Raw genomic sequence first — 19,322 nt, forward strand, 5'->3', positions numbered from 1 at the left:
CATCAGCTTGAGGACTCGCGACGATGAAGATCATTGCTTGCGGCAGCGTGCCGACCGTCATTGCGCCGGAAAAGTACTTCACCGGCCGCGTGTGGCAGACGCCGATCATCGAGAAGGAAGCGCCGGCGCGGCTACGCGCCGTCATGGTCGGTTTCGAGCCCGGCGCGCGTACCCACTGGCATACGCATCCGCTCGGCCAGACGCTATATGTCGTGTCAGGCGCTGGCCTCGCGCAAAGCTGGGGCGAGCCGATACAGGCAATCAGGGCCGGCGACGTCATCTCGTTTGCGCCTGACGAAAAGCATTGGCACGGCGCCGGTCCAAAATCGGCGATGGCCCATATCGCCATGCAGGAGGCGCTCGACGGCGTCCATGCCGACTGGCTGGAGACGGTGACAGACGAGCAGTATGGCGGCTGAGGCTTTTGATCAAACTAAACCTGGTTGCGAGCCGGGTTTGGTGTTCGAGATGCGCCTGATCAGGTCAGCGAGGCGGTGAAGCGCTGGATGCGCGCGCAGGCCTCTTCGAGCAACGCCTCCGACGTGGCATAGGAGATGCGGAAGTTCGGGCCGAGGCCGAATGCCGAACCGAACACGACCGCCACGCCCTCGGCCTCGAGCAGTTCCGAGCAGAAGGCTTCGTCGCTGTCGATCAGCTTGCCGGCTTTGGTCTTCTTGCCGATCAACTGGGAACAGGACGGATAGACGTAGAAAGCACCTTCGGGAGACGGACATGTGATGCCGCGCGCCTGATTGAGCATCGACACGACGAGATCGCGCCGAGCCTGGAAAATCGCCTTGTTTTTCGCAATGAAATCCTGCGGACCGTTCAGCGCCTCCACCGATGCCCACTGGGCAATGGTGCAGGCGCCGGAGGTCTGCTGGCCCTGGATCATGTCCATCGCCTTGATCAGCGCTACCGGCCCGGCCGCATAGCCGATGCGCCAGCCAGTCATCGCATAGGCCTTCGACACGCCGTTCATGGTCAGTGTGCGCTCATAAAGCTTCGGCTCGACCTCGGCGATGGTCGTGAAGACGAAATCGCCATAGATCAGGTGCTCGTACATGTCGTCGGTCAGCACCCAGACATTGGGGTGTTCGAGCAGCACGTCGGCCAGAGCGCGCAATTCAGCCTTGCTGTAGGCGGCGCCCGACGGGTTCGACGGCGAGTTCATCAACAGCCATTTGGTGCGCGGCGTGATCGCCTTTTGCAACGCCGCCGCCGTCAGCTTGAAGCCGTTGTCGATGGAGGTGTCGGCAAATGCCGGGGTGCCGCCGCAGATCGCTACCATCTCGGGATAGCTGACCCAGTACGGCCTCGGAATGATGACCTCGTCGCCGGGGTTCAGCGTCGCCATGAAGGCATTGAACAGAATCTGCTTGCCGCCGGTGCCGACGATGGTCTGCTCCGGCCGGTAATCGAGATTGTTCTCGCGCTTGAATTTTTTGGCGATCGCCTCGCGCAGCGGCACGATGCCGGAAACAGGAGGATATTTCGTCTCGCCGCGGCGGATGGCCTCGATCGCAGCGTTCTTGATGTTGTCCGGCGTGTCGAAGTCCGGTTCGCCGGCACCCAGCCCGATCACGTCACGGCCGGCATTTTTCAGCTCGCGCGCTTTCTGCGTCACTGCGATGGTCGCGGAAGGCTTTACGCGGGAAAGGGCGTCGGCAAGAAAGGCCATGACGGCGTTGTCTCCTTGTAGGGCCAGGCGGTGCGTCCGACCGCGGCGTCTCTCATGTCGCATCATCCCGTCAAGCGCAAGCATTGTCGGATGAGCCAGACCTCAAATCCCTGGCAAATCCGGCAACAATAAATTCACTTACAAGCGGTAAAACACCGGGTGGCTGGATCACGACCCATTCCACCAGTCTCGCAACGGGAGGAACCGTGTCGCGCAGCATCGGGCTTGCCCATATCGTCCGTCACCACGACGGCACCGCCAGCGGTGTCTGGGGCAATTATACGTTGCAAAGCGCCTTCCAGCCGATTTTTGCCTTCAGCAACGGCAAATTGTCCATCACCGGATTCGAGGGCCTGATCCGGCCGTTCCACGACGCCGAGCCGCAGTCGCCGGTGAGTTTTTTCAACGCCTGTCCGACGGTCGACCGCCTGCATATCGAGGCGCTGACAAGGACGCTGCATCTTTTGAACGCCGGCGCCTGCCTGCCGCAGGAGGCATCCATCTTCATCAACTTCGATCCGTCGGTGTTCACCGATCGCAGCATCGCCGACAAGGCGCTGCGCGACATGCGGCTGGTCCTGCATGAGGCCGGGATCGATGCGAACCGCGTCGTCTGCGAGGTGACCGAGCAAAAATCGGCGTCGCAGGAAACGCTCTACAATTTCGTCGAGGCGCTCAGGGCCAACGGGTTTCGCATTGCCGTCGACGACTACGGCGCCGAAGAGTCCGACATCAACCGGATCAAGGAGCTCAGGCCTGACATCGTCAAATTCGATGCCCATTGGATCATGCAACTGATGGAGTCCGGCGCCGGCTTCGCGCTGCTGACCGCCATGGTGGCAAGTTTCGAACAGCAAGGCATCTGCACCGTGTTCGAGGGCATCGAGGAGGGCTGGCAGCTTGAGCTGGCCGAGAAATCGGGAGCCTCGATGGTGCAGGGATTCGCGCTGGCGCGCCCGGAGCTTGCACCGACCAGCTTTCACGTCTTCGGCAACGAGAGCCAAGTCTTCGGCAAGGAAAGGCAGATGCCGGTGACAGCGCCTGACGCCGGCGAGGCGCCTGCGACCGTCTCGCCTTCGCCGCGGCCGAAACGGGCTTTCGGGCGCAAGGTGGTGCCGTGACCGGGCGGCCCGACAGGCGGCGCAATGTCGGCGAGGCAATCTTTGCCGACGAAGTCGGGATCGAATATGGCGTCTATGGCGCGTTCCGGCTGAGGAGCGCCTACCAGCCGATCTTTGCGCCGCGCGGCAGGTTTTTGAAGGCCGTCGCCGTCGAAGGCCTGATCGAGCCGCACCGCGCCGGCAGGCCGGTCGCGCCGCGCGTATTCTTCGAGGGCATCCCCGTGCCGGATCGCCTGTTCGTCGAGACGATGTGCCGGGTGCTGCATCTCAGGAATTTCCGCAACATCGGCGTCGGCGGGCTCGACCTGTTCTTCAACTACAATCCGCTGATCAATGATGACCCCCGGCGGGCGCTGGCAGAAATCAGGCTGATGACCAGGCGTCTCGCCGAGTTCGACCTGTACCCCGGCATGCTGGTCTGCGAGATCACCGAGCAGGCGGCCGAAGACAAGGTGCTCGTCAGCCTGGCGCGCGAGATGCGGCGTGACGGCATCCGTATCGCCATCGACGATTTTGGCACCGGGCATTCGACCGAAGAACGAGTCGCCCTTGTCCAGCCCGACATCGTCAAGATCGACGGCACCTGGTTCGCGGAATTCTGCCGCCATGCCGCCGCCGAACGGTTTTTCCGGCCGCTGGTCTCGGCGCTGCATGACCGCGGCGCCAAGGTGCTGGTCGAAGGCATCGAGCAAGCCACACATATGCGCGTCGCGCTGGACGGCGGCGTCGACCTGATGCAGGGTTTTTACCTTGCCCTGCCGGCGCTGGCCGGCACGGTCTTCGACGAGGAACCGCTGCCCATCGACAGGCTGCTTGGCATGACCAACAACGTCGTGCCGTTGTTTGGGTGATCTATCAGCGGCGCTGATGCTTGCGCCAAAACAAATCACTGGATGAAGCCGTCGCTGCCGGGATAATTGCCGGTAAAGGCGCCTCCGCCGAAGGGGAGCTGCGATGGGAGCACCAATGACCATACTTTATGGAATGATCGACAGCGGCAATTGCTACAAGCCGCGCCTGTTGATGGCCAAGCTCGGCATCCCTTTCACCAATGTCGAGGTCAGCTCGCACACCGGCGACACGCGCAAGCCGGACTATGTCGCCAAGAACCCGAACGCCATGGTGCCGCTGCTCGGGCTCGACGACGGCCGGCGGCTTGCCGAATCCAACGCCATTCTGCTCTATCTCGCCGAGGGCACGCGGTTGCTGCCGGTCGACAAATACGAACGGGCATTGGCCTACCAATGGCTGTTCTTCGAGCAATACAGCCACGAACCCTATATCGCGGTGCGCAAGGCGCTGCTGACCTTTCCGGAACGGGCCAAGGACGCGACGCCGGAACGGCTGGCGGTTACGCTGGAGCGCGGCAACAAGGCGCTCGGCGTGATGAACAAGCATCTGGCGGGCAGTGCGTTCTTTGCCGGCGAGGCCTTGAGCGTCGCCGACATTGCGCTCTACGCCTATACGCATACGGCCGAGATGGGCGGTTTTCAGCTCGACGCCTATCCGGCGGTGGCGGCCTGGCTGAAACGGGTCGAGACTGATCCTGGGCATGTGCCGATGGAGTGGCTGGGGTAGTTATCCATCGAAGATGCTGCTCGCCGGTTCTCCTGAGCAAGATTGGCGATTGGCGAAAGCTTCGGACAAAGTGTCCTTCTCCCCGTCACTATACGGGGAGAAGATGGCGGCAGCCAGATGAGGGGCGGCGCCAGCCTCTGTCGTAATGGCGTGCTTGCTCCGCGACGGGTAGCTAATCCTGATGCTTCGCGCTGCCCCTCATCGCCCTGCCGGGCACTTCTCCCCGTATAGTGGCGGGGAGAAGGACGCCGCACCGGTGGTTTCGCTATTTGTTGAAGTCTAAAAATCCGGACAGCAAAAAGGCGGGACAAAATCCCGCCTTCCCATGCTTGGTAGCCTGATCGGGAGCGCTTTGGCCGGGCCGGCAGCAATCTGCTGCTTCGGCTTGTCGGGTTTTTTCGCTCCGGCGCGCTTCTCGCGCGACCGTCAGTACATCCGTGACTTGCCGCGCGCCCCGAGCTATCGCCCGGCGCGCGCCATTCGCAAAATCAGGCTGCCTTGCTCAGAGATCCAGCGGACGACTTGCCAGTGCGGCGGTCCTGCTCGATCTCGAAGTTGATCTTCTGGCCTTCGACCAGGGTCGACAGCCCAGCGCGCTCGACTGCAGAGATGTGGACGAAAACGTCCGCGCCGCCGCTGTCAGGCTGAATGAAGCCGAAACCCTTGGTGGAATTAAACCACTTGACCGTACCTGTTGCCATTTCGATAGTCCTTATACGTTTGCTTTAGCTTGACTGAACCGAAGTCCAGCCGGTTTGTATCGAGATTTTGGAGATAGACGTCAGCAAACGCGAATATCGCGAGGCCCGGATCGATCGGCCGAAATATCAATGGACCTCATATAGTCCGCTTCTCCGCAAAAAACAAGACTGCACGAAAAAGGCGCTGATGCGGCGCTGTCCTGCGTTATCAGTCGACGCGCACGCCGGGGCTGCCGCTCTACGACCGTTATGTGCGAAGCCAGAGTTTCTGCGACATGGGCGAGGTCAGGGGCGAGGTCAGGGCACGCGCTTCGGTGCCGAGCGCCGATACCAACTCCTGCATCGTCTACAAGTGCAAGCGCGTGGAAACAGACCGGCATTTCCGCCGGCGCATCTTTCCGAACTAGAATGTCGGCCTCAAAATCCAAAAGAGACCTGCGCCGGGGGCGGCGGACCGACGCGCACGCCTTCCATCGCCAGCATCTTCTCCTTGGTGGTCGAGCCGCCCGGCGCTGAAAAACCGCCGATCTTGCCGCCGGCGGCAAGAATGCGGTGGCAAGGGATGACCAGCGGCACCGGGTTGGCGCCGAGTGCGGCGCCCGTCTCTCGCGCCAGCCCGGCATGGCCGGCGCGCTTGGCCAGTTCGCCATAGGTGGTGGTCTCGCCGAAGGCGAGCTTGCGCGCCGCGTGGTAGATGGCGAGGCGGAAATCGTCGACACCGGTGAGATCGACCGGCACGCCGGAGAAATCGACGTCCTCGCCGGCGGCATAGGCCTTTATCGACGCGATCAACTCGGCAACCCATTGCGGTCGGGCGCTCGACGCGGCTTTGCCGGCATGGCGCAGCAGCCGCCGTTCCACCGCGTCGCGGCTGCGCTGGGGCAGGCAAAGCCTCGTCAGCCCGGTCTCGCTCCAAGCTATGCCCATGAAACCGATCACGGTTTCGAAGACGGCGTGGCCGGCGATGGCTTGAGAGGTGTCTTCCATGATGTGCTCCTTTCCGAAGGAACGAATGGCAATCCAGTACATATCGAGAACGGATATCGCATTTTCAGGGGTCTGTTGCCACCCGAAAACCATTGGAAATCCCAACTGGCTGCGGATTGCCGAGGGAAAGCCGCTGGTGTAAGGACTTCTTAACAAACGAACCGGACCCGAGCGCGGCTTGCCAGCAAAAATCATCTTTCCCGCGATCGGCGTGATGCTCGCTGCGGCCGGTCTCAGCGGCTGCACTTCGACCGCGCAGACCAAGGCCGTGCCTTCCCTGACTGAAACCGCCGCAGCTGGTAGCGATGCCGGCTATGCGCTGGCGCTGCCCGACACGGTTTCGGTGCTGCCGGAATCGTCCGGCGTGACGCCCGTCCAGACCGCGGCGCTGGCCGTCGATCCCGCCGCGACGCCTGCCCAGCCAGCGGCCTTTGCCGGCCCGACCCCGTTGGCCGCAACTGCACCTGCAGCCATGACGGCCGATGCCGCGCCAGCCGGCACAGCGCCTGTCTATGTGACCGCCGCCGTTGCGATGCCGGTCACCGGCGAGACAGGCAAGATGATGGCAGGCGTCCAGCAGGTCGCCTACGCCCTGCCTGACAATCAGTCCGCCCTGCTTTCGACCAGCCCTGCCAAAGAGTATTCCGCGGGACCGCGCGGCGAGATCGAGCGGCTGATCGAGAAATATGCCGTCCTCTATCAGGTTCCGGTCGATCTGGTGCGCCGCGTCGTCAAGCGCGAGAGCACCTTCAATCCCAAGGCCTACAATCGCGGCCATTGGGGGCTGATGCAGATCAAGCATGCGACGGCGCGCGGCATGGGCTATGACGGGCCAGCGAGCGGGTTGTTCGACGCCGAGACCAATCTGAAATATGCGGTGAAATATCTGCGCGGCGCCTGGCTGGTGGCCGGCGGCAACGCCAAGCGCGCCGATCGGCTCTACCAGAGCGGCTATTATTACGACGCCAAGCGCAAGGGCATGCTGGAACAAACCGGCCTAGGCCGCGACCGCAGTCGGCGTCGTCTGCAGCCCGATGCCTGAACGCCATGCCTGAGCCGCGCCCGCCGGCGCCGAACGACATTAGGCTGCGCAAGATCCTCGACGATACGCTCGCCCCGCCGCGCTGGCCGCAAGGTTTTGTCATGCGCGACTTCAAGGCCGCCGACGCGCTCGCGTTGCATACGCTGCTGACCACCGTCTTCGACGATGGCGCCGACGGGCCGTTCGACGAATGGTGGCCGCGCATTTCAAGCGACGCGGAATTCGACCCTGCCTTGTGTTTCCTGGTTATCGACAGCAAGGGTCGGCTGGCGGGGGCGGCGCTGTGCTGGACGAGAGCGTTCGTGAAAGACCTTGCCGTCCACCCCGAGGCGCGCGGCCGAGGCATCGCCGAAGCGCTGATGTGGCACGTCTTCACCGCCTTTCACGCACGGGGCGCTGCGCATGTCGATCTCAAAACCAACACGGTTGAGAATGCTGCCGCGGTCAGGCTTTACGAGCGGCTGGGGATGTTCGAAGTCGACTGGGCGGGGTGAGGAGCGGTTGGCGAAGCCGATCAGCGAGCATTGTGCGGAAACGAAGTGTCCACCAAGGCGGCAGGCTGCATCTTGCCGGCAACCGCTTGGGCGTTAAGCTGCGATCCTGCGGCTTTCGTGCCGCGGGCGGGGTCTCGACCGAAACCGGAGAAACACGATGCGGCTTTTACTTTCCAAAACCGGCTTGGCCAAAACCGGTCTGGTGATCCTCGCCCTTCCGCTTCTTGCCAGCGTCGCGCGTGCCGACGATTGCGCCGACGCACAGGACCAGGCGGCCATGAACGAATGCGCCGGCAAGTCGTTCACCGAAGCCGACAAGAAGCTCAACCACGCCTACAGGCAGATCGAGGGCCGGCTGAAGGACGACGCTGCGACGAAGACGCTGCTGGTCGGCGCGCAGCGCGCCTGGGTCGCCTTTCGCGATGCCGAATGCGCTTTCCAGGGCGGCCCGCCCGATATGGCAGGCAGCATCTATCCACTGGTTATCGCCGGCTGCAAGGAGAGCCTCACCAACGACCGGCTGAAGGATTTTCAGGACTATCTCAACTGCGAGGAGGGCGACACGAACTGCCCAGTGCCGCCGCAGTAGCCTCTGTCGCTGGCGAAGGCGGAGCCGTTAAGGTCTTTTCGCCGGGTTAGGCGTGCAGAATGTCGGAACCCTGCTTCGCGATGCGTCCTTGAGAGGCAAGGTGCGCTGCCGCTTAAGGCGCGCGCCGCCAAAAGCACGGCAGATGGAGACGACGATGATCACCTTTCCCAACGAATCCGCTGAATACCGCGCCGCCCGCGAAACGCTGCTGCAAAAGGAAATCGAGCTGCGCCGGGCCATGGAGGATGTGGCCGTCGCCCGCCGCGCACTGCCGCCGGGCGGGCTGGTGCCACAGGATTATGTGTTCGATGGACTTGACGCCGACGGCAAGCCGGCCCGCATAAATCTGTCGGAGCTGTTTTCGCCCGGCAAGGACACGCTGATCGTCTACTCGATGATGTTTCCGCGCCATCCGCAGGAGACGCGCGACGTGGCGACAAGCGGCGGCACGGCCAAGCTCGCGCGGGCCGACCAGCCATGCCCGTCCTGCACGGCGCTGCTCGACCAGTTCGACGGCGCCATCGGCCATCTCGGGGCCGCCGGCTTCAATTTTGCCGTGGTGGGCAAGACCGCGCTTGAAAACCTGATCATGCTTGGCCGCGATCGCGGCTGGACGAACATGCGGCTGCTCTCCTCGGCCGGCAACAGCTTCAAGCGCGACTACCACGCCGAGGCCGACGACGGCGCACAGTTGCCGATGCTGTCGGTATTCCATCGCGACGCCGACGGCATCCGCCATTTCTGGAGTTCCGAGCTTGGCTTCGCGCCGTCCGAACCCGGTCAGGACCCGCGCGCCATCGGCACTTGCGAGCCCTTGTGGAACCTGATGGACTTTACGCCGGAGGGCCGGCCGAACTGGAACGAGCAGTTGCAGTATGACGGCGCGTGCTGCCACTGACCTTGGCAGCCAAGCACCTTTTCGGCGCCGAGCGGGGTGTTGGCAGGATCGCCGACACCTCATTCCTGTCCCCGTCGCGCAACTTCGCCGCTTGTGTGGCGTTGAACTCTCCGAGGATCACAAACCCGGAGATTTCCTGTGAAAACGCATCTCACGCTTGCCATGGTCGCCTTGCTTGCCGGCGCGCCGGCGGCCTTCGCCCAATCCGCCACGCCGGCCGATATACCTGCTGTCGGCCAGACCAAGATCGACACCGAGACCTTCTCCAGAACCGTCCCCAGCGCCAACCGGTTCGAGATTGAAAGCAGCAAGCTGGCCGAACAAAAGAATGTCGCCGCCGATGTGAAGGATTTCGCCGCGCTGATGATCAAGGATCACACCAAGGCTGGCGAGGATTTCAAGGCAGCTCTCGAACAGAGCCAGATCACGGCCTCGGTGACAGCGAGCGGCTCGGCTTTGTTGTCGAAGGATCAGGCGATGCTGGACGAGCTCAAGAAGCTCGACGGCGATGCCTTCCAGACGAAATACATCGTCCTGCAGACGGAGGCGCACAAGCAGGCGTTGGCGCTGTTTTCCACCTATGCGCAGTCGGGCGAAGACCCGGCGCTGAAGGAATTCGCCAAGAAGACACTACCGACGCTGCGGATGCACGAAGAGCGCATAAAGGATCTGGTGGCCGCCCACAGCTAATGCATGTCGCCCAAAAGCATGCCCTCGGGCCTGACCCGAGATGCGCAGCGGTTTTGGGAAACGAATAAAAGAGAGCTTAAAGCGCGTCGCGACGCGCTTTAAGCTGGAACTGCTATCAGGTGTCTTTGATCTGCTCGACCGCCGTCGCCAGCAGGTCGTTCATGACGCCGCGAATCTGAACATCCGACTGGGCGACGCCCGCCGCGTCGAAATCGGCGCGTAGCTTGCGCAACACGTCGTCGTCCCCGGCCTCTTCGAAGTCTGCGCGCACCACCTCTTTCGCATAGGCGTCGGCGTCCTCACCGGATTTGCCGAGCTTTTCGGCGGCCCATAGGCCGAGCAGCTTGTTGCGGCGCGCCATGGCCCTGAACTTCGTGTCCTCGTCCATCGCAAACTTCTTTTCGAAGCCTTCCTGACGGTCTCTCATACTGCTCATCATTTGCCTCGTTCAGATGTGAGTCTCCGACCTTCGTTCAATGGAGAAGAAGGGCAGCGGGTGGGGCCGAACATGGCGCGCATGGATGTCATAAGCAAGACCGGACCGTTCATTCCGCAGGGCAATCGCTTCAAGCGCTGGCGCTGCCCATACTGCCCCGCGAGCAGGACTTGGGTTCCTCGCCCCCCACGAATGTGGGGAGAGGTGGCTCGGCGCAGCCGAGACGGAGAGGGGGACTGCCGTGACGGTGACCAAGTCTTCTACAACGCATTCGCCCTACGAAGCCCCCTCTCCGACCGCTTCGCGGCCACCTCTCCCCCGCTCTAGCGGGGGCGAGGAACCCGAGGGTTGAGGGGCGGCGCCGACCTTGGCAATCGATCGCCGTGCCAGAGCCTTCGCACCGATGGGATTTGACGTTGCCGCGCCGTGACCTACTCTCGAATACTGACGGGATGAGCCGAGGAGACGAGCGATGCAGTCACCTTTCAACGGGATTCGGAACGTCACGCTGACAGCAGCAGTGATCCTTGCCGCAGCCACCGCAGCCTATGCCCATCACGGCTGGTCGTGGACCCAGGACGGTTTTTTCGAACTCCGGGGCAAGATCACGGCCATCTATATCGGCAATCCGCACGCCACGCTGGATGTCGACGCAGACGGAGAGGTCTGGCGGGTGGAGATGGCGCCGCCGTCGCGAACCATTGCCGCCGGCTTCACGGAGGAGGTTGCCAAGGTCGGTGATGAGGTGACCGCGATAGGCAACCGCTCGCTCGACGAGCAGGAAAAGCGCATGAAAGCGGTGCGCGTCATCGTCGGCGGCAAGACCTATGATGTCTATCCCGACCGCGTGCCTCCGGCCTGAATGGACGAGTTTCTCGCCGGCATCGAGCAACTCGCCTTCGTGCGGGGACTGAAGGCCTCATTCGCCGCCTATCCCATAGTCAATGCGCTGCACATCATGTCGATCGGCGCGCTCCTGACCAGCGTCTGGCTTATGGACCTCAGGGTCCTCGGCGCCTTCCGCTCGCTGCCGCAGGCGGCATTCGTGGCGCTGCTGCGCCGCACCGCTTTTGCCGCGTTCGCCGGCGCGCTTGTCACGGGGTCGCTGCTCTTTTCAATCAGGGCGAGGGAGTATGCGGCGATGCCGATTTTCCTCACCAAGATGACGCTCATACTCCTCGCCGGCGCCAATTTTCTCACCTTCATGCGCCGCGCAAAAGGCGGTGACGGGCCGGCCGGCGGGGTGGCTCCTGTGCTGGCGGTGCTGTCGCTGGTGCTATGGACGTCGGTGCTGTTCGCGGGGCGGTTTATTGGGTTTCTCAACTGAGCGGCGTCGGCACAGCGTGCCCTGGACGGATCAGGGTGCTGTAGAGATCGCAGCGTTGGCGGGACAGCGCCCCCCTCTGGCCTGCCGGCCATCTCCCCCACTTGGGGGGAGATCAGCTAATCGCTTCAGGCAAAATATTCTTGCAGCGGGCGCACTTCCAGGTTCCCCGCCCTTAGCGCCGCGATCGCCTCCGCCACTGCCGCAGCCCCCGAGAGCGTCGTGTAATACGGCACCTTCTGCATCAGCGTGGCGCGGCGCAGCGATTTCGAGTCCGACACCGCCTTCTGGCCGTCCGTGGTGTTGAAGACGATCTGCACCTGGCGGTTGCGGATGGCGTCCTCGATGTGCGGGCGGCCTTCCAGCACCTTGTTTATTTTCTCCGCCACAACGCCGTTCTCGGCGAGGAAGCGGGCGGTGCCCGAGGTGGCCATTACCTTAAAACCCTGGCCGGCGAGGCGCTTGACCGCCGGCAGGATGCCCTTCTTGTCCTCGTCGCGCACCGAGACGAACAGCGTGCCCGCGCGGGGGAGATCAACACCCGCGCCTAACTGGCTCTTGGCGAAAGCCAGCGCGAAGTCGCGGTCGAGGCCCATGACCTCGCCGGTCGAGCGCATTTCCGGCCCGAGCAATATGTCGACGCCGGGGAAACGGGCGAACGGGAACACTGCTTCCTTGACCGCGATGTGGCCGGGATTTTTTGGGTCGGGCATGGCGCCGTAATGGGCGAAGGCGTCTTCCAGGCTCTCGCCGGCCATGACGCGGGCGGCAATTTTCGCGATGGGGCGGCCGATGGTCTTGGCGACGAAGGGCACCGTGCGCGACGCGCGAGGGTTGACCTCGAGCACGTAAACGGTGCCGTCCTTGATCGCGTACTGCACGTTCATCAGGCCGCCGACATTGAGCGCGCGGGCAAGTGCGGCCGTCTGGCGCTCCAGCTCGTCGACGAGCTCCGAGGGCAGCGAGTGCACCGGCAGCGAGCAGGCGCTGTCGCCCGAATGGATGCCGGCCTCCTCAATGTGCTCCAGGATGCCGGAGACGAAGGTCGACTTGCCGTCGCACAGGCAGTCGACATCGACCTCGATGGCGCCACTGAGATAGGTGTCGAACAGCAGCGGGTTCTTGCCCAAGAGCGTGTTGATCTGGCCTGTCTTGTCGTTGGGGTATTTCTGCTTGATGTCCTCCGGCACCAGGCCGGGCACCGTGTCGAGCAGGTAGGATTGCAGCATGCTCTCGTCGTGGATGATCTGCATGGCGCGGCCGCCGAGCACATAGGACGGGCGCACCACCAGCGGGAAGCCCAACTCGCCGGCGACGAGGCGGGCCTGCTCGACCGAATAGGCGATGCCGTTCTTCGGCTGGCTGAGGCCGAGCTTGTGCAGCAGCTTCTGGAAACGGTCGCGGTCTTCGGCCAGATCGATCATGTCGGGCGAAGTGCCGAGGATCGGGATGCCGGCCTTCTCCAGCGCATCCGCCAGCTTCAGCGGCGTCTGGCCGCCGAATTGGACGATGACGCCGACCAGCTCGCCCGACGCCTGTTCGGCGCGCAGGATTTCCAGCACGTCCTCCGGCGTCAGCGGCTCGAAATAGAGCCGGTCCGAGGTGTCGTAGTCGGTCGACACGGTTTCGGGGTTGCAGTTGACCATGATCGCCTCGAAGCCGGCGTCGCGCAGCGCAAAGGCGGCGTGGCAGCAGCAATAGTCGAACTCGATGCCCTGGCCGATGCGGTTCGGGCCGCCGCCGAGGATGACGACTTTTTTTCGCGACGAGACTTGCGCCTCATTGGCGAGCGCGCCGGCGAACGGCACCTCATAGGTCGAGTACATGTAGGCGGTCGGCGAGGCGAACTCGGCGGCGCAAGTATCGATGCGCTTGTAAACCGGATGAACGTCGAGCTTTTCGCGTATCCTTTGAACCTCTTCGACGTCTTTCCTGACCAGGGACGCGAGGCGGGCATCCGAAAAACCCATCGCCTTCAGCATGCGCAGATTGGCGGCGTCTTCGGGAATGCCGTGCTCGCGAATGCGGGCTTCCATGTTGAGGATGCCGGCGATCTGTTCGAGGAACCACGGGTCGATCTTGCACATGGCGTGCACGTCTTCCAGCGTGGTGCCCATGCGGATCGCTTGCGCCACCATGCGCAGCCGGTCGGGCGTCGGCGTGCCGAGGGCAGCGCGAATGGCGTTGCGGTCGTCAGCGTGGCTGGCCGCGCCGTGCGCGATGCCGGGGATCTCAATCTCGTCCAGACCCGTCAGGCCGGTTTCAAGCCCACGCAGCGCCTTCTGCAGCGATTCCTGAAAAGTGCGACCGATGGCCATGACCTCGCCGACCGACTTCATCGCCGTGGTCAGCACCGGCTCGGCGCCAGGGAATTTCTCGAAGGCAAAGCGCGGGATTTTGGTGACGACGTAATCGATCGACGGCTCGAACGAGGCCGGCGTCGCGCCGCCGGTGATGTCGTTATCAAGCTCGTCCAGCGTGTAGCCGACGGCGAGCTTTGCCGCGATCTTGGCGATGGGAAATCCGGTCGCCTTGGAGGCGAGAGCCGACGAGCGCGAGACGCGCGGGTTCATCTCGATCACCACCAGACGCCCGTCGGCCGGGTTGACGGCGAACTGAACGTTGGAGCCGCCGGTCTCGACGCCGATCTCGCGCAGCACCGCGATCGAGGCGTTGCGCATCATCTGGTATTCCTTGTCGGTCAAGGTCAGGGCAGGGGCGACGGTGATCGAGTCGCCGGTGTGCACGCCCATCGGGTCGATGTTCTCGATCGAGCAGACGATGATGCAGTTGTCCGCCTTGTCGCGGACAACCTCCATCTCGTACTCCTTCCAGCCGAGCACGCTTTCCTCGATCAGCACTTCGGTGGTCGGCGAGGCGTCGAGGCCGGACTGGACGATCTCGTAGAATTCGGCGCGGTTGTAGGCGATGCCGCCGCCGGTGCCGCCCATGGTGAAGGATGGGCGGATGATGGCGGGCAGGCCGACATGATCGAGCGCCTGTGCGGCGATCGCCATGCCATGGCTGATGTAGCGCTGCTTGCGGTCGCCCTCGCCGAGGTTCCAGCGCGTTTCAAGCGCGTCGAGCGCAGCATCGAGGTTTTCGGGCTTCTCGGCCTTCAGCGCGGCGCGTTCGGCCTCGTGCGTCTTGCGGTCGGCGTTCTTGACGTCGGTGGCGTTGGCCAGCATCGATTTTGGCGTTTCCAGGCCGATCTTCTTCATCGCCTCGCGAAACAGCGCCCGGTCCTCGGCCTTGTCTATTGCGGTGGCGTCGGCGCCGATCATCTCGACATTGTAGCGCTCGAGCACGCCCATGCGGCGCAGCGATAGGGCGGTGTTGAGCGCGGTCTGGCCGCCCATGGTCGGCAGCAGCGCGTCCGGCCGCTCCTTGGCGATGATCTTGGCCACCACTTCCGGCGTGATTGGCTCGATATAGGTGGCGTCGGCCAGTTCCGGGTCGGTCATGATGGTGGCCGGGTTGGAATTGACCAGGATGACGCGAAAGCCCTCTTCCTTGAGCGCCTTGCAGGCCTGGGTGCCGGAATAGTCGAACTCGCAGGCCTGACCGATGACAATGGGGCCGGCCCCGATGATCAGGATCGACTTGATGTCGGTGCGTCTTGGCATATCGAGGGTCCGTTTGGCAGGCGGCTTGCACGAAAAACCGGACGGGAAGACCCGGCCGGTTGTGCTCGCGATTCTGGTATCAGGCTAGGAGGGCCTTATAGGGAAGAGTTTTGCCGGATGTAACCCCCTAAAATGCGAGTAGGGCAGTAGGTCGAGCCCCCTTTAAACATATTGCCCTACTGCCCTACTGCCTTATTCCCCTTAGCCACGAATCCCCAGCGCCAGGGCGTCAGTAATCTCGAAGCGTTCGGAAACGCCGACACGGATGATGTTCAGGCTGCCCTCGCGGGTGTAGCGGAATTCGCCTGACGCGTTCGAGCCAGCGGGCCGACCGGCCTGGAATCGGATGACGCGGGTGCCGCCATCGGGCCAGGTCACGGTGACCTCGGCTTTGTCGCCCGTGTGGACAACGCCTGCCTTGCAGCTGGTCATCGGCTGGCCGACATGGCGCGCGCAAGGAATTTCGTTGCGGGCACCCAGAGCCGGCGCGGGCCTGCCTGGCGGCTGCAGCCGCGCAACGGTTTGCGCGTTGGCCGGAGGCGCCGCATTGGCGGCGCGATTGCGGATGCGCTTGTCCGCTGCCGCGGGCGCCTGCGTCTCGCCGGCCGAAGGATTTTCGCTGGCAGCAAGCGCCAGGCGGTAAGCATCCTCGATGGCCGCCCTGCCGATTGCCTCGACGGTAGTCATCGTGGGTTCGCGACCGGTCGCGTCCAGGCGCGCCGTCAGGTCCGGCGGTGGCTGATCTGCGATTGCCAGGTTCGAGTCGCCGGCTGCCGCGGTCATATTTTCGCCGGTCGTTTCGATGTCCGTAACGGCCGCCGGATTCTCGGGGTTCAGGTAGCGCGCGGGAGCCCATCCCGCCAGTTGCGGGTTGTCAATTTCTGCGACCTTGCACCAACGATGGCCATTGACGTCGTTGCAGCCGAGATTGTTGACGCTCGTGCCATTCGGCAGCCGAGCCTTGATCTTGCCCATCGCCGATGCCGTGGCGCGGACGTTCAGGAGATCGCCCGGAGCGAGGTCGGTCACGATGGAGACGAAAGGCGCCTCCTCGGCCCTGGCCGGCAGCAGCGCCGTCAGCAGGAGAGGGGCGGCAATCAGCAGCGTCGTCCGGAGCGTAACTGTGCGCCTCATCATTTTGGCCGTGGGCGATAGAAGCATTTCCGAAGGCGCGGCCACGCACCGAATCGCCACCGCATTCCAGGACGAATTTATAAGCGACGACATGACGCTATGTAAGCCGGAAAATGCGGCTGGGGAATGGTGTTCGGTCCGCGCCATGCGCAAGCTCAGCCGGGCGGCATGAACGCGTTGCGTTCAGTCGGACATAAATCCGGTGCGCAGCGCGTAGGCCCATTCCGGCCGTCCCGCCTGTTCGGCCTGCCGCGCCGCCGCCTCATGGTCATAGTCGACGGCGATGGCTTCGAAGCGGTCGGGGCGGCCCGGCTCACCCAATTCGACAATACCGTAGCGTGCGTGCGGAGAGCCTTGCTCGGAGACATGCGCCGGTGGCGTGTCGTCGCCATAAGCGGGGCAGCCGATGCTGCCCGGATTGAAGACCACCGGGCCGTCGGGGACACGGATCAGTTCGCTGCGGTGGCTGTGGCCACACAGCACGATGCGGCAAGCGGGATCGTGCGCGGCCAGCCGCCGCTTGATGGCGGCCAGCGGCGCGCGCACCAGCCGGCCATCTTCTATCGTATCGGTCAGGTATTTTTCGTCATGGTCGGGTCGGGCATGAAAGGCGGTCACGGCTGGGGCGATCTCCAGCGTGAGCGGCAAGGTCAACAGTGCCTCGCGCTGGGCCGATGTCAGCCGTTCCTGCGCATATCGGTCGGACGGCCACATGGCATCGGCGGTGTCGCGGGCGACGCGGCGGTCGTGGTTGCCGCGCACCGTCGGCAGGGCGAGCGCTTCAAGCCGCTCCATGGTTTCGCGCGGCCAGAGCGGGCCGGAGACGCAATCACCGAGATTGACTACAAGATCGGCGCCGCCGCGCTGCCGCAGATCGTCGAGCACGGCGTCCAGGGCGAGGATGTTGCCGTGGATATCGGCGAGAACGGCAATGCGCATGGGAAGCTCCGTGAGTTGACGAATGACTGGCAGGGAGACGGCGGACTCTACAGGACTTGGGTTCCTCGCCCCCACGAAAGTGGGGGAGAGGTGGCTCGGCGAAGCCGAGACGGAGAGGGGGACTGCGCCGACCTGATTTCGAATGCTTTAGACAACTTTCCCCTGGTGTACGACTTCGGAGGCCCCCTCTCCGACCGCTTCGCGGCCCCCTCTCCCCCGCTATGCGGGGGCGAGGAACCCAAGTCCTGCAAGGCTAAGCGCGGACTTCGATCTCGTTCGCGCCGACCGCGGGCAGAGCTGGGTCGTCGACGGCAGCGGCAATGACGCTATCGAGCAGGCCCGGAAAGCGGGCATTGAGATCGTCGCGGCGCAGCGTGATCAGCCGGCTGGTGCCGACGACCTCGGTGCGGGTGACGCCGGCCTCGCGCAATTTGGCCAGGTGGTAACTGAGATTGGTCTTTGAGCCGAGATCGAGGAACTGGCTGCAATTCAGCGGCACGCCTTCCTTGCTGGCGAGATAGCGCACGATGGCCAGCCGCGTGGGGTCGCCGAGCACGGCAAGCACGTTCGGCAGGCTGATCTGGTCGGCGGTGGGGTGGGGCAGCGTCATGCCGGAGAACTAAGCGCAATCAGGGTCGATTTCAACGCATCTCCTCTTGGTGGATGCAAGCAGTTTCTATCTCCAGCCCCCCTTGTCCTGACATAGAGCTGTCAGCAGGGTTCGGCTATTTTCGGGTGGCCTCATTGACACCATGCCTCATTATGTACAATTGTTCAATAACTTTTGAACTAAGGAATTCACTATGGACAAGCGCCTCTTCTGGCTTGCGCTCGGGTCGTTTACGATCGCGACCGAAGGATTCGTCATCTCCAGCCTGTTGCCCGACATCGCGGGGGATGCCGGCATCTCCGTTCCACTCGCAGGGACGCTGATCACCGCCTTCGCGCTCGCCTATGCGCTCGGCACGCCGATCCTGGCGACGCTCACCGGCGAATGGGACCGGCGGCGCGTCATCTTGTGGACGCTGGTGTTCTTCGTGCTGGGCAATCTGGCGGCGGCGCTGAGTTCCTCTTTCGAACTGCTGCTGATCGCGCGCATCGTCATGGCGCTGTCGTCCGGCCTGTTTGCGGCGACTGCGCAGGGGACGGCCGTGGCGCTTGTCGATGATCATCACCGCGCCCGCGCCATTGCCGTCGTTGTCGGCGGCACTACGGTGGCGGTGGCGGTCGGCGCACCGCTCGGCGCGCTTGTCGCGACGGTTGCCGGCTGGCGCGGCACGTTCTTTGCCATCGCCGGGCTCGGTGCACTGGCCGGCGCAATCCTGTGGTACCGGCTGCCGCGCGGCATCATCGGCACCAAACTGCCGCTCAGGCAGCGGCTGGCCGCAACCCTTCGCCCCGGCGTGCCATCGATCCTGCTGACCACGCTGCTGGCGCTCACCGGCGCCTTCACGGTCTTTGCCTTTGTCGCGCCGCTAGCCATCGAAGGCGGCGGCTTGAGCCCGATCGCGCTGCCCGGAATGCTGCTTGCCTTCGGCGTTGGCGCCGTCATCGGCAACATCGCCGGCGGGCAGGCTGCCGACCGCTTCGGTGCGACGCGCACCGTCAGCTGGTCGCTGGCGCTGAGTGCGGTCATGCTGGTCATGCTTTCGGTCATCCCGGCCTTCCTGCCGCACAGCATCGCCGGACCGGCGCTGATGGCCATGACGGTGCCGTGGGGCATCGTCGGCTGGGCCTTCCCGCCGGCGCAGGCCAGCCGCATCATCAGGCTGGCGCCCGACGCAGCGCCCATCGTGCTGTCGCTCAACGGGTCGGCGCTCTATCTCGGCGTGGCGTTGGGCGCCGTCGTCGGCGGCGCGGTGCTGCGCTATGGCGCGCCAGCCGATCTCGGCCTGGTCGCAGCAGTGTTCCCGATCCTGGGTCTTTTCGTCATGCTGGCCGGCCACCGGGCCGCCCGGGCGGTGGCCATGCCGGCCGAATAAAGTCTGGGACTCTGGTTGCAAACTCTACTCTGCCGGACGCCTGACGCGGTTTTCTCCGCTTCCGGTGCTCACGGACCCAAATGTCCGCTGCGCTCCGGTT

General features: G+C 63.9%; 21 protein-coding genes and 1 pseudogene. 14 read left to right on the forward strand and 8 right to left on the reverse strand.

All coding sequences use genetic code 11. The features are described from left to right. The first annotated feature begins 23 nt into the window (after nucleotides 1-23). Complete coding sequence (locus AC0L16_RS17110; RefSeq protein ID WP_292548406.1) at nucleotides 24-419, forward strand: (R)-mandelonitrile lyase; 396 nt, start codon at nucleotides 24-26, stop codon at nucleotides 417-419. Nucleotides 420-478: 59 nt separating this feature from the next. Here the strand turns inward: AC0L16_RS17110 and AC0L16_RS17115 are convergent, their stop codons facing one another. Next, entirely contained in the window at nucleotides 479-1,681 is a 1,203-nt protein-coding gene (locus tag AC0L16_RS17115) for a pyridoxal phosphate-dependent aminotransferase (protein ID WP_473622107.1), read from the reverse strand. A 206-nt stretch (nucleotides 1,682-1,887) separates the two neighbouring features. Here AC0L16_RS17115 and AC0L16_RS17120 point away from each other — a divergent pair, with 206 nt between their 5' ends. From AC0L16_RS17120 to AC0L16_RS17130, 3 genes are all read left to right on the forward strand, one after another. Further along, the gene (locus AC0L16_RS17120; RefSeq protein WP_473622108.1) at nucleotides 1,888-2,802 is read left to right on the forward strand and encodes an EAL domain-containing protein; all 915 of its coding nucleotides are present in this window, start codon (nucleotides 1,888-1,890) and stop codon (nucleotides 2,800-2,802) included. Beyond that, a complete protein-coding gene (locus AC0L16_RS17125; RefSeq protein ID WP_473622109.1) occupies nucleotides 2,799-3,653 on the forward strand; it encodes an EAL domain-containing protein in 855 nt (284 codons plus the stop codon). Before AC0L16_RS17120 ends, AC0L16_RS17125 begins: the two co-directional genes overlap by 4 nt. Nucleotides 3,654-3,768: 115 nt before the next feature. Further along, entirely contained in the window at nucleotides 3,769-4,380 is a 612-nt protein-coding gene (locus AC0L16_RS17130; protein ID WP_473622110.1) for a glutathione S-transferase family protein, read from the forward strand. A gap of 488 nt (nucleotides 4,381-4,868) precedes the next feature. Here the strand turns inward: AC0L16_RS17130 and AC0L16_RS17135 are convergent, their stop codons facing one another. Further along, nucleotides 4,869-5,081 carry a cold-shock protein gene (locus AC0L16_RS17135; protein WP_023678332.1) on the reverse strand — a complete coding sequence of 71 codons (213 nt, stop codon included), beginning with the start codon at nucleotides 5,079-5,081 and terminating at the stop codon, nucleotides 4,869-4,871. 197 nt (nucleotides 5,082-5,278) lie between these two features. Here AC0L16_RS17135 and AC0L16_RS17140 point away from each other — a divergent pair. Next, a pseudogene (locus AC0L16_RS17140) lies at nucleotides 5,279-5,488 on the forward strand (hypothetical protein); the annotation flags it as partial. Nucleotides 5,489-5,498: 10 nt separating this feature from the next. On the opposite strand, the gene AC0L16_RS17145 reads toward AC0L16_RS17140, so the two are convergent. Next, the gene (locus AC0L16_RS17145) at nucleotides 5,499-6,068 is read right to left on the reverse strand and encodes a methylated-DNA--[protein]-cysteine S-methyltransferase (RefSeq protein WP_473622111.1); all 570 of its coding nucleotides are present in this window, start codon (nucleotides 6,066-6,068) and stop codon (nucleotides 5,499-5,501) included. Nucleotides 6,069-6,246: 178 nt separating this feature from the next. Here AC0L16_RS17145 and AC0L16_RS17150 point away from each other — a divergent pair, with 178 nt between their 5' ends. The 5 genes from AC0L16_RS17150 (at nucleotide 6,247) to AC0L16_RS17170 (ending at nucleotide 9,781) form a co-directional block, all read left to right on the forward strand. Next, nucleotides 6,247-7,110 carry a transglycosylase SLT domain-containing protein gene (locus AC0L16_RS17150; protein WP_473622112.1) on the forward strand — a complete coding sequence of 288 codons (864 nt, stop codon included), beginning with the start codon at nucleotides 6,247-6,249 and terminating at the stop codon, nucleotides 7,108-7,110. Nucleotides 7,111-7,115: 5 nt separating this feature from the next. Further along, nucleotides 7,116-7,604 carry a GNAT family N-acetyltransferase gene (locus tag AC0L16_RS17155; protein ID WP_473622114.1) on the forward strand — a complete coding sequence of 163 codons (489 nt, stop codon included), beginning with the start codon at nucleotides 7,116-7,118 and terminating at the stop codon, nucleotides 7,602-7,604. A 157-nt stretch (nucleotides 7,605-7,761) separates the two neighbouring features. After that, complete coding sequence (locus AC0L16_RS17160; protein ID WP_473622115.1) at nucleotides 7,762-8,193, forward strand: lysozyme inhibitor LprI family protein; 432 nt, start codon at nucleotides 7,762-7,764, stop codon at nucleotides 8,191-8,193. A 154-nt stretch (nucleotides 8,194-8,347) separates the two neighbouring features. Next, a complete protein-coding gene (locus AC0L16_RS17165) occupies nucleotides 8,348-9,091 on the forward strand; it encodes a DUF899 family protein (RefSeq protein ID WP_473622117.1) in 744 nt (247 codons plus the stop codon). A gap of 138 nt (nucleotides 9,092-9,229) precedes the next feature. Next, nucleotides 9,230-9,781, forward strand: a complete 552-nt coding sequence (locus tag AC0L16_RS17170; protein ID WP_473622118.1) for a DUF4142 domain-containing protein — start codon at nucleotides 9,230-9,232, stop codon at nucleotides 9,779-9,781. Between the two features lie 115 nt (nucleotides 9,782-9,896). Here AC0L16_RS17170 and AC0L16_RS17175 read toward each other — a convergent pair whose 3' ends face one another. Further along, nucleotides 9,897-10,217, reverse strand: coding sequence for a DUF1476 domain-containing protein (locus tag AC0L16_RS17175; protein ID WP_473622119.1), 321 nt, complete (start codon nucleotides 10,215-10,217; stop codon nucleotides 9,897-9,899). A gap of 472 nt (nucleotides 10,218-10,689) precedes the next feature. Here AC0L16_RS17175 and AC0L16_RS17180 point away from each other — a divergent pair, with 472 nt between their 5' ends. Together AC0L16_RS17180 and AC0L16_RS17185 are read left to right on the forward strand one after the other, a co-directional pair. Then, entirely contained in the window at nucleotides 10,690-11,079 is a 390-nt protein-coding gene (locus tag AC0L16_RS17180) for a DUF6152 family protein (RefSeq protein ID WP_473622121.1), read from the forward strand. After that, the gene (locus AC0L16_RS17185; RefSeq protein WP_473622122.1) at nucleotides 11,080-11,544 is read left to right on the forward strand and encodes a DUF6644 family protein; all 465 of its coding nucleotides are present in this window, start codon (nucleotides 11,080-11,082) and stop codon (nucleotides 11,542-11,544) included. Nucleotides 11,545-11,669: 125 nt separating this feature from the next. Here AC0L16_RS17185 and carB read toward each other — a convergent pair whose 3' ends face one another. Continuing rightward, entirely contained in the window at nucleotides 11,670-15,167 is a 3,498-nt protein-coding gene (gene carB / locus AC0L16_RS17190; RefSeq protein ID WP_473622123.1) for a carbamoyl-phosphate synthase large subunit, read from the reverse strand. 201 nt (nucleotides 15,168-15,368) lie between these two features. Beyond that, a complete protein-coding gene (locus AC0L16_RS17195; protein WP_473622125.1) occupies nucleotides 15,369-16,301 on the reverse strand; it encodes an SH3 domain-containing protein in 933 nt (310 codons plus the stop codon). Here AC0L16_RS17195 and AC0L16_RS17200 point away from each other — a divergent pair. Beyond that, on the forward strand, nucleotides 16,291-16,473 hold the full coding sequence (locus AC0L16_RS17200; RefSeq protein WP_473622126.1) for a hypothetical protein: 183 nt from the start codon (nucleotides 16,291-16,293) through the stop codon (nucleotides 16,471-16,473). The genes AC0L16_RS17195 and AC0L16_RS17200 overlap by 11 nt on opposite strands. 11 nt (nucleotides 16,474-16,484) lie before the next feature. Here AC0L16_RS17200 and AC0L16_RS17205 read toward each other — a convergent pair whose 3' ends face one another. Together AC0L16_RS17205 and AC0L16_RS17210 are read right to left on the reverse strand one after the other, a co-directional pair. After that, complete coding sequence (locus AC0L16_RS17205) at nucleotides 16,485-17,240, reverse strand: metallophosphoesterase family protein (RefSeq protein ID WP_473622128.1); 756 nt, start codon at nucleotides 17,238-17,240, stop codon at nucleotides 16,485-16,487. Nucleotides 17,241-17,493: 253 nt separating this feature from the next. Continuing rightward, complete coding sequence (locus tag AC0L16_RS17210) at nucleotides 17,494-17,850, reverse strand: ArsR/SmtB family transcription factor (RefSeq protein ID WP_473622129.1); 357 nt, start codon at nucleotides 17,848-17,850, stop codon at nucleotides 17,494-17,496. Nucleotides 17,851-18,043: 193 nt separating this feature from the next. On the opposite strand from AC0L16_RS17210, the gene AC0L16_RS17215 reads away from it, so the two are divergent. Then, nucleotides 18,044-19,222 (forward strand): MFS transporter, encoded by a 1,179-nt coding sequence (locus tag AC0L16_RS17215; protein WP_473622130.1) that lies wholly within the window; start codon nucleotides 18,044-18,046, stop codon nucleotides 19,220-19,222. Nucleotides 19,223-19,322: the final 100 nt, after the last annotated feature.

The organism is Mesorhizobium sp. WSM4848, assembly GCF_055811375.1.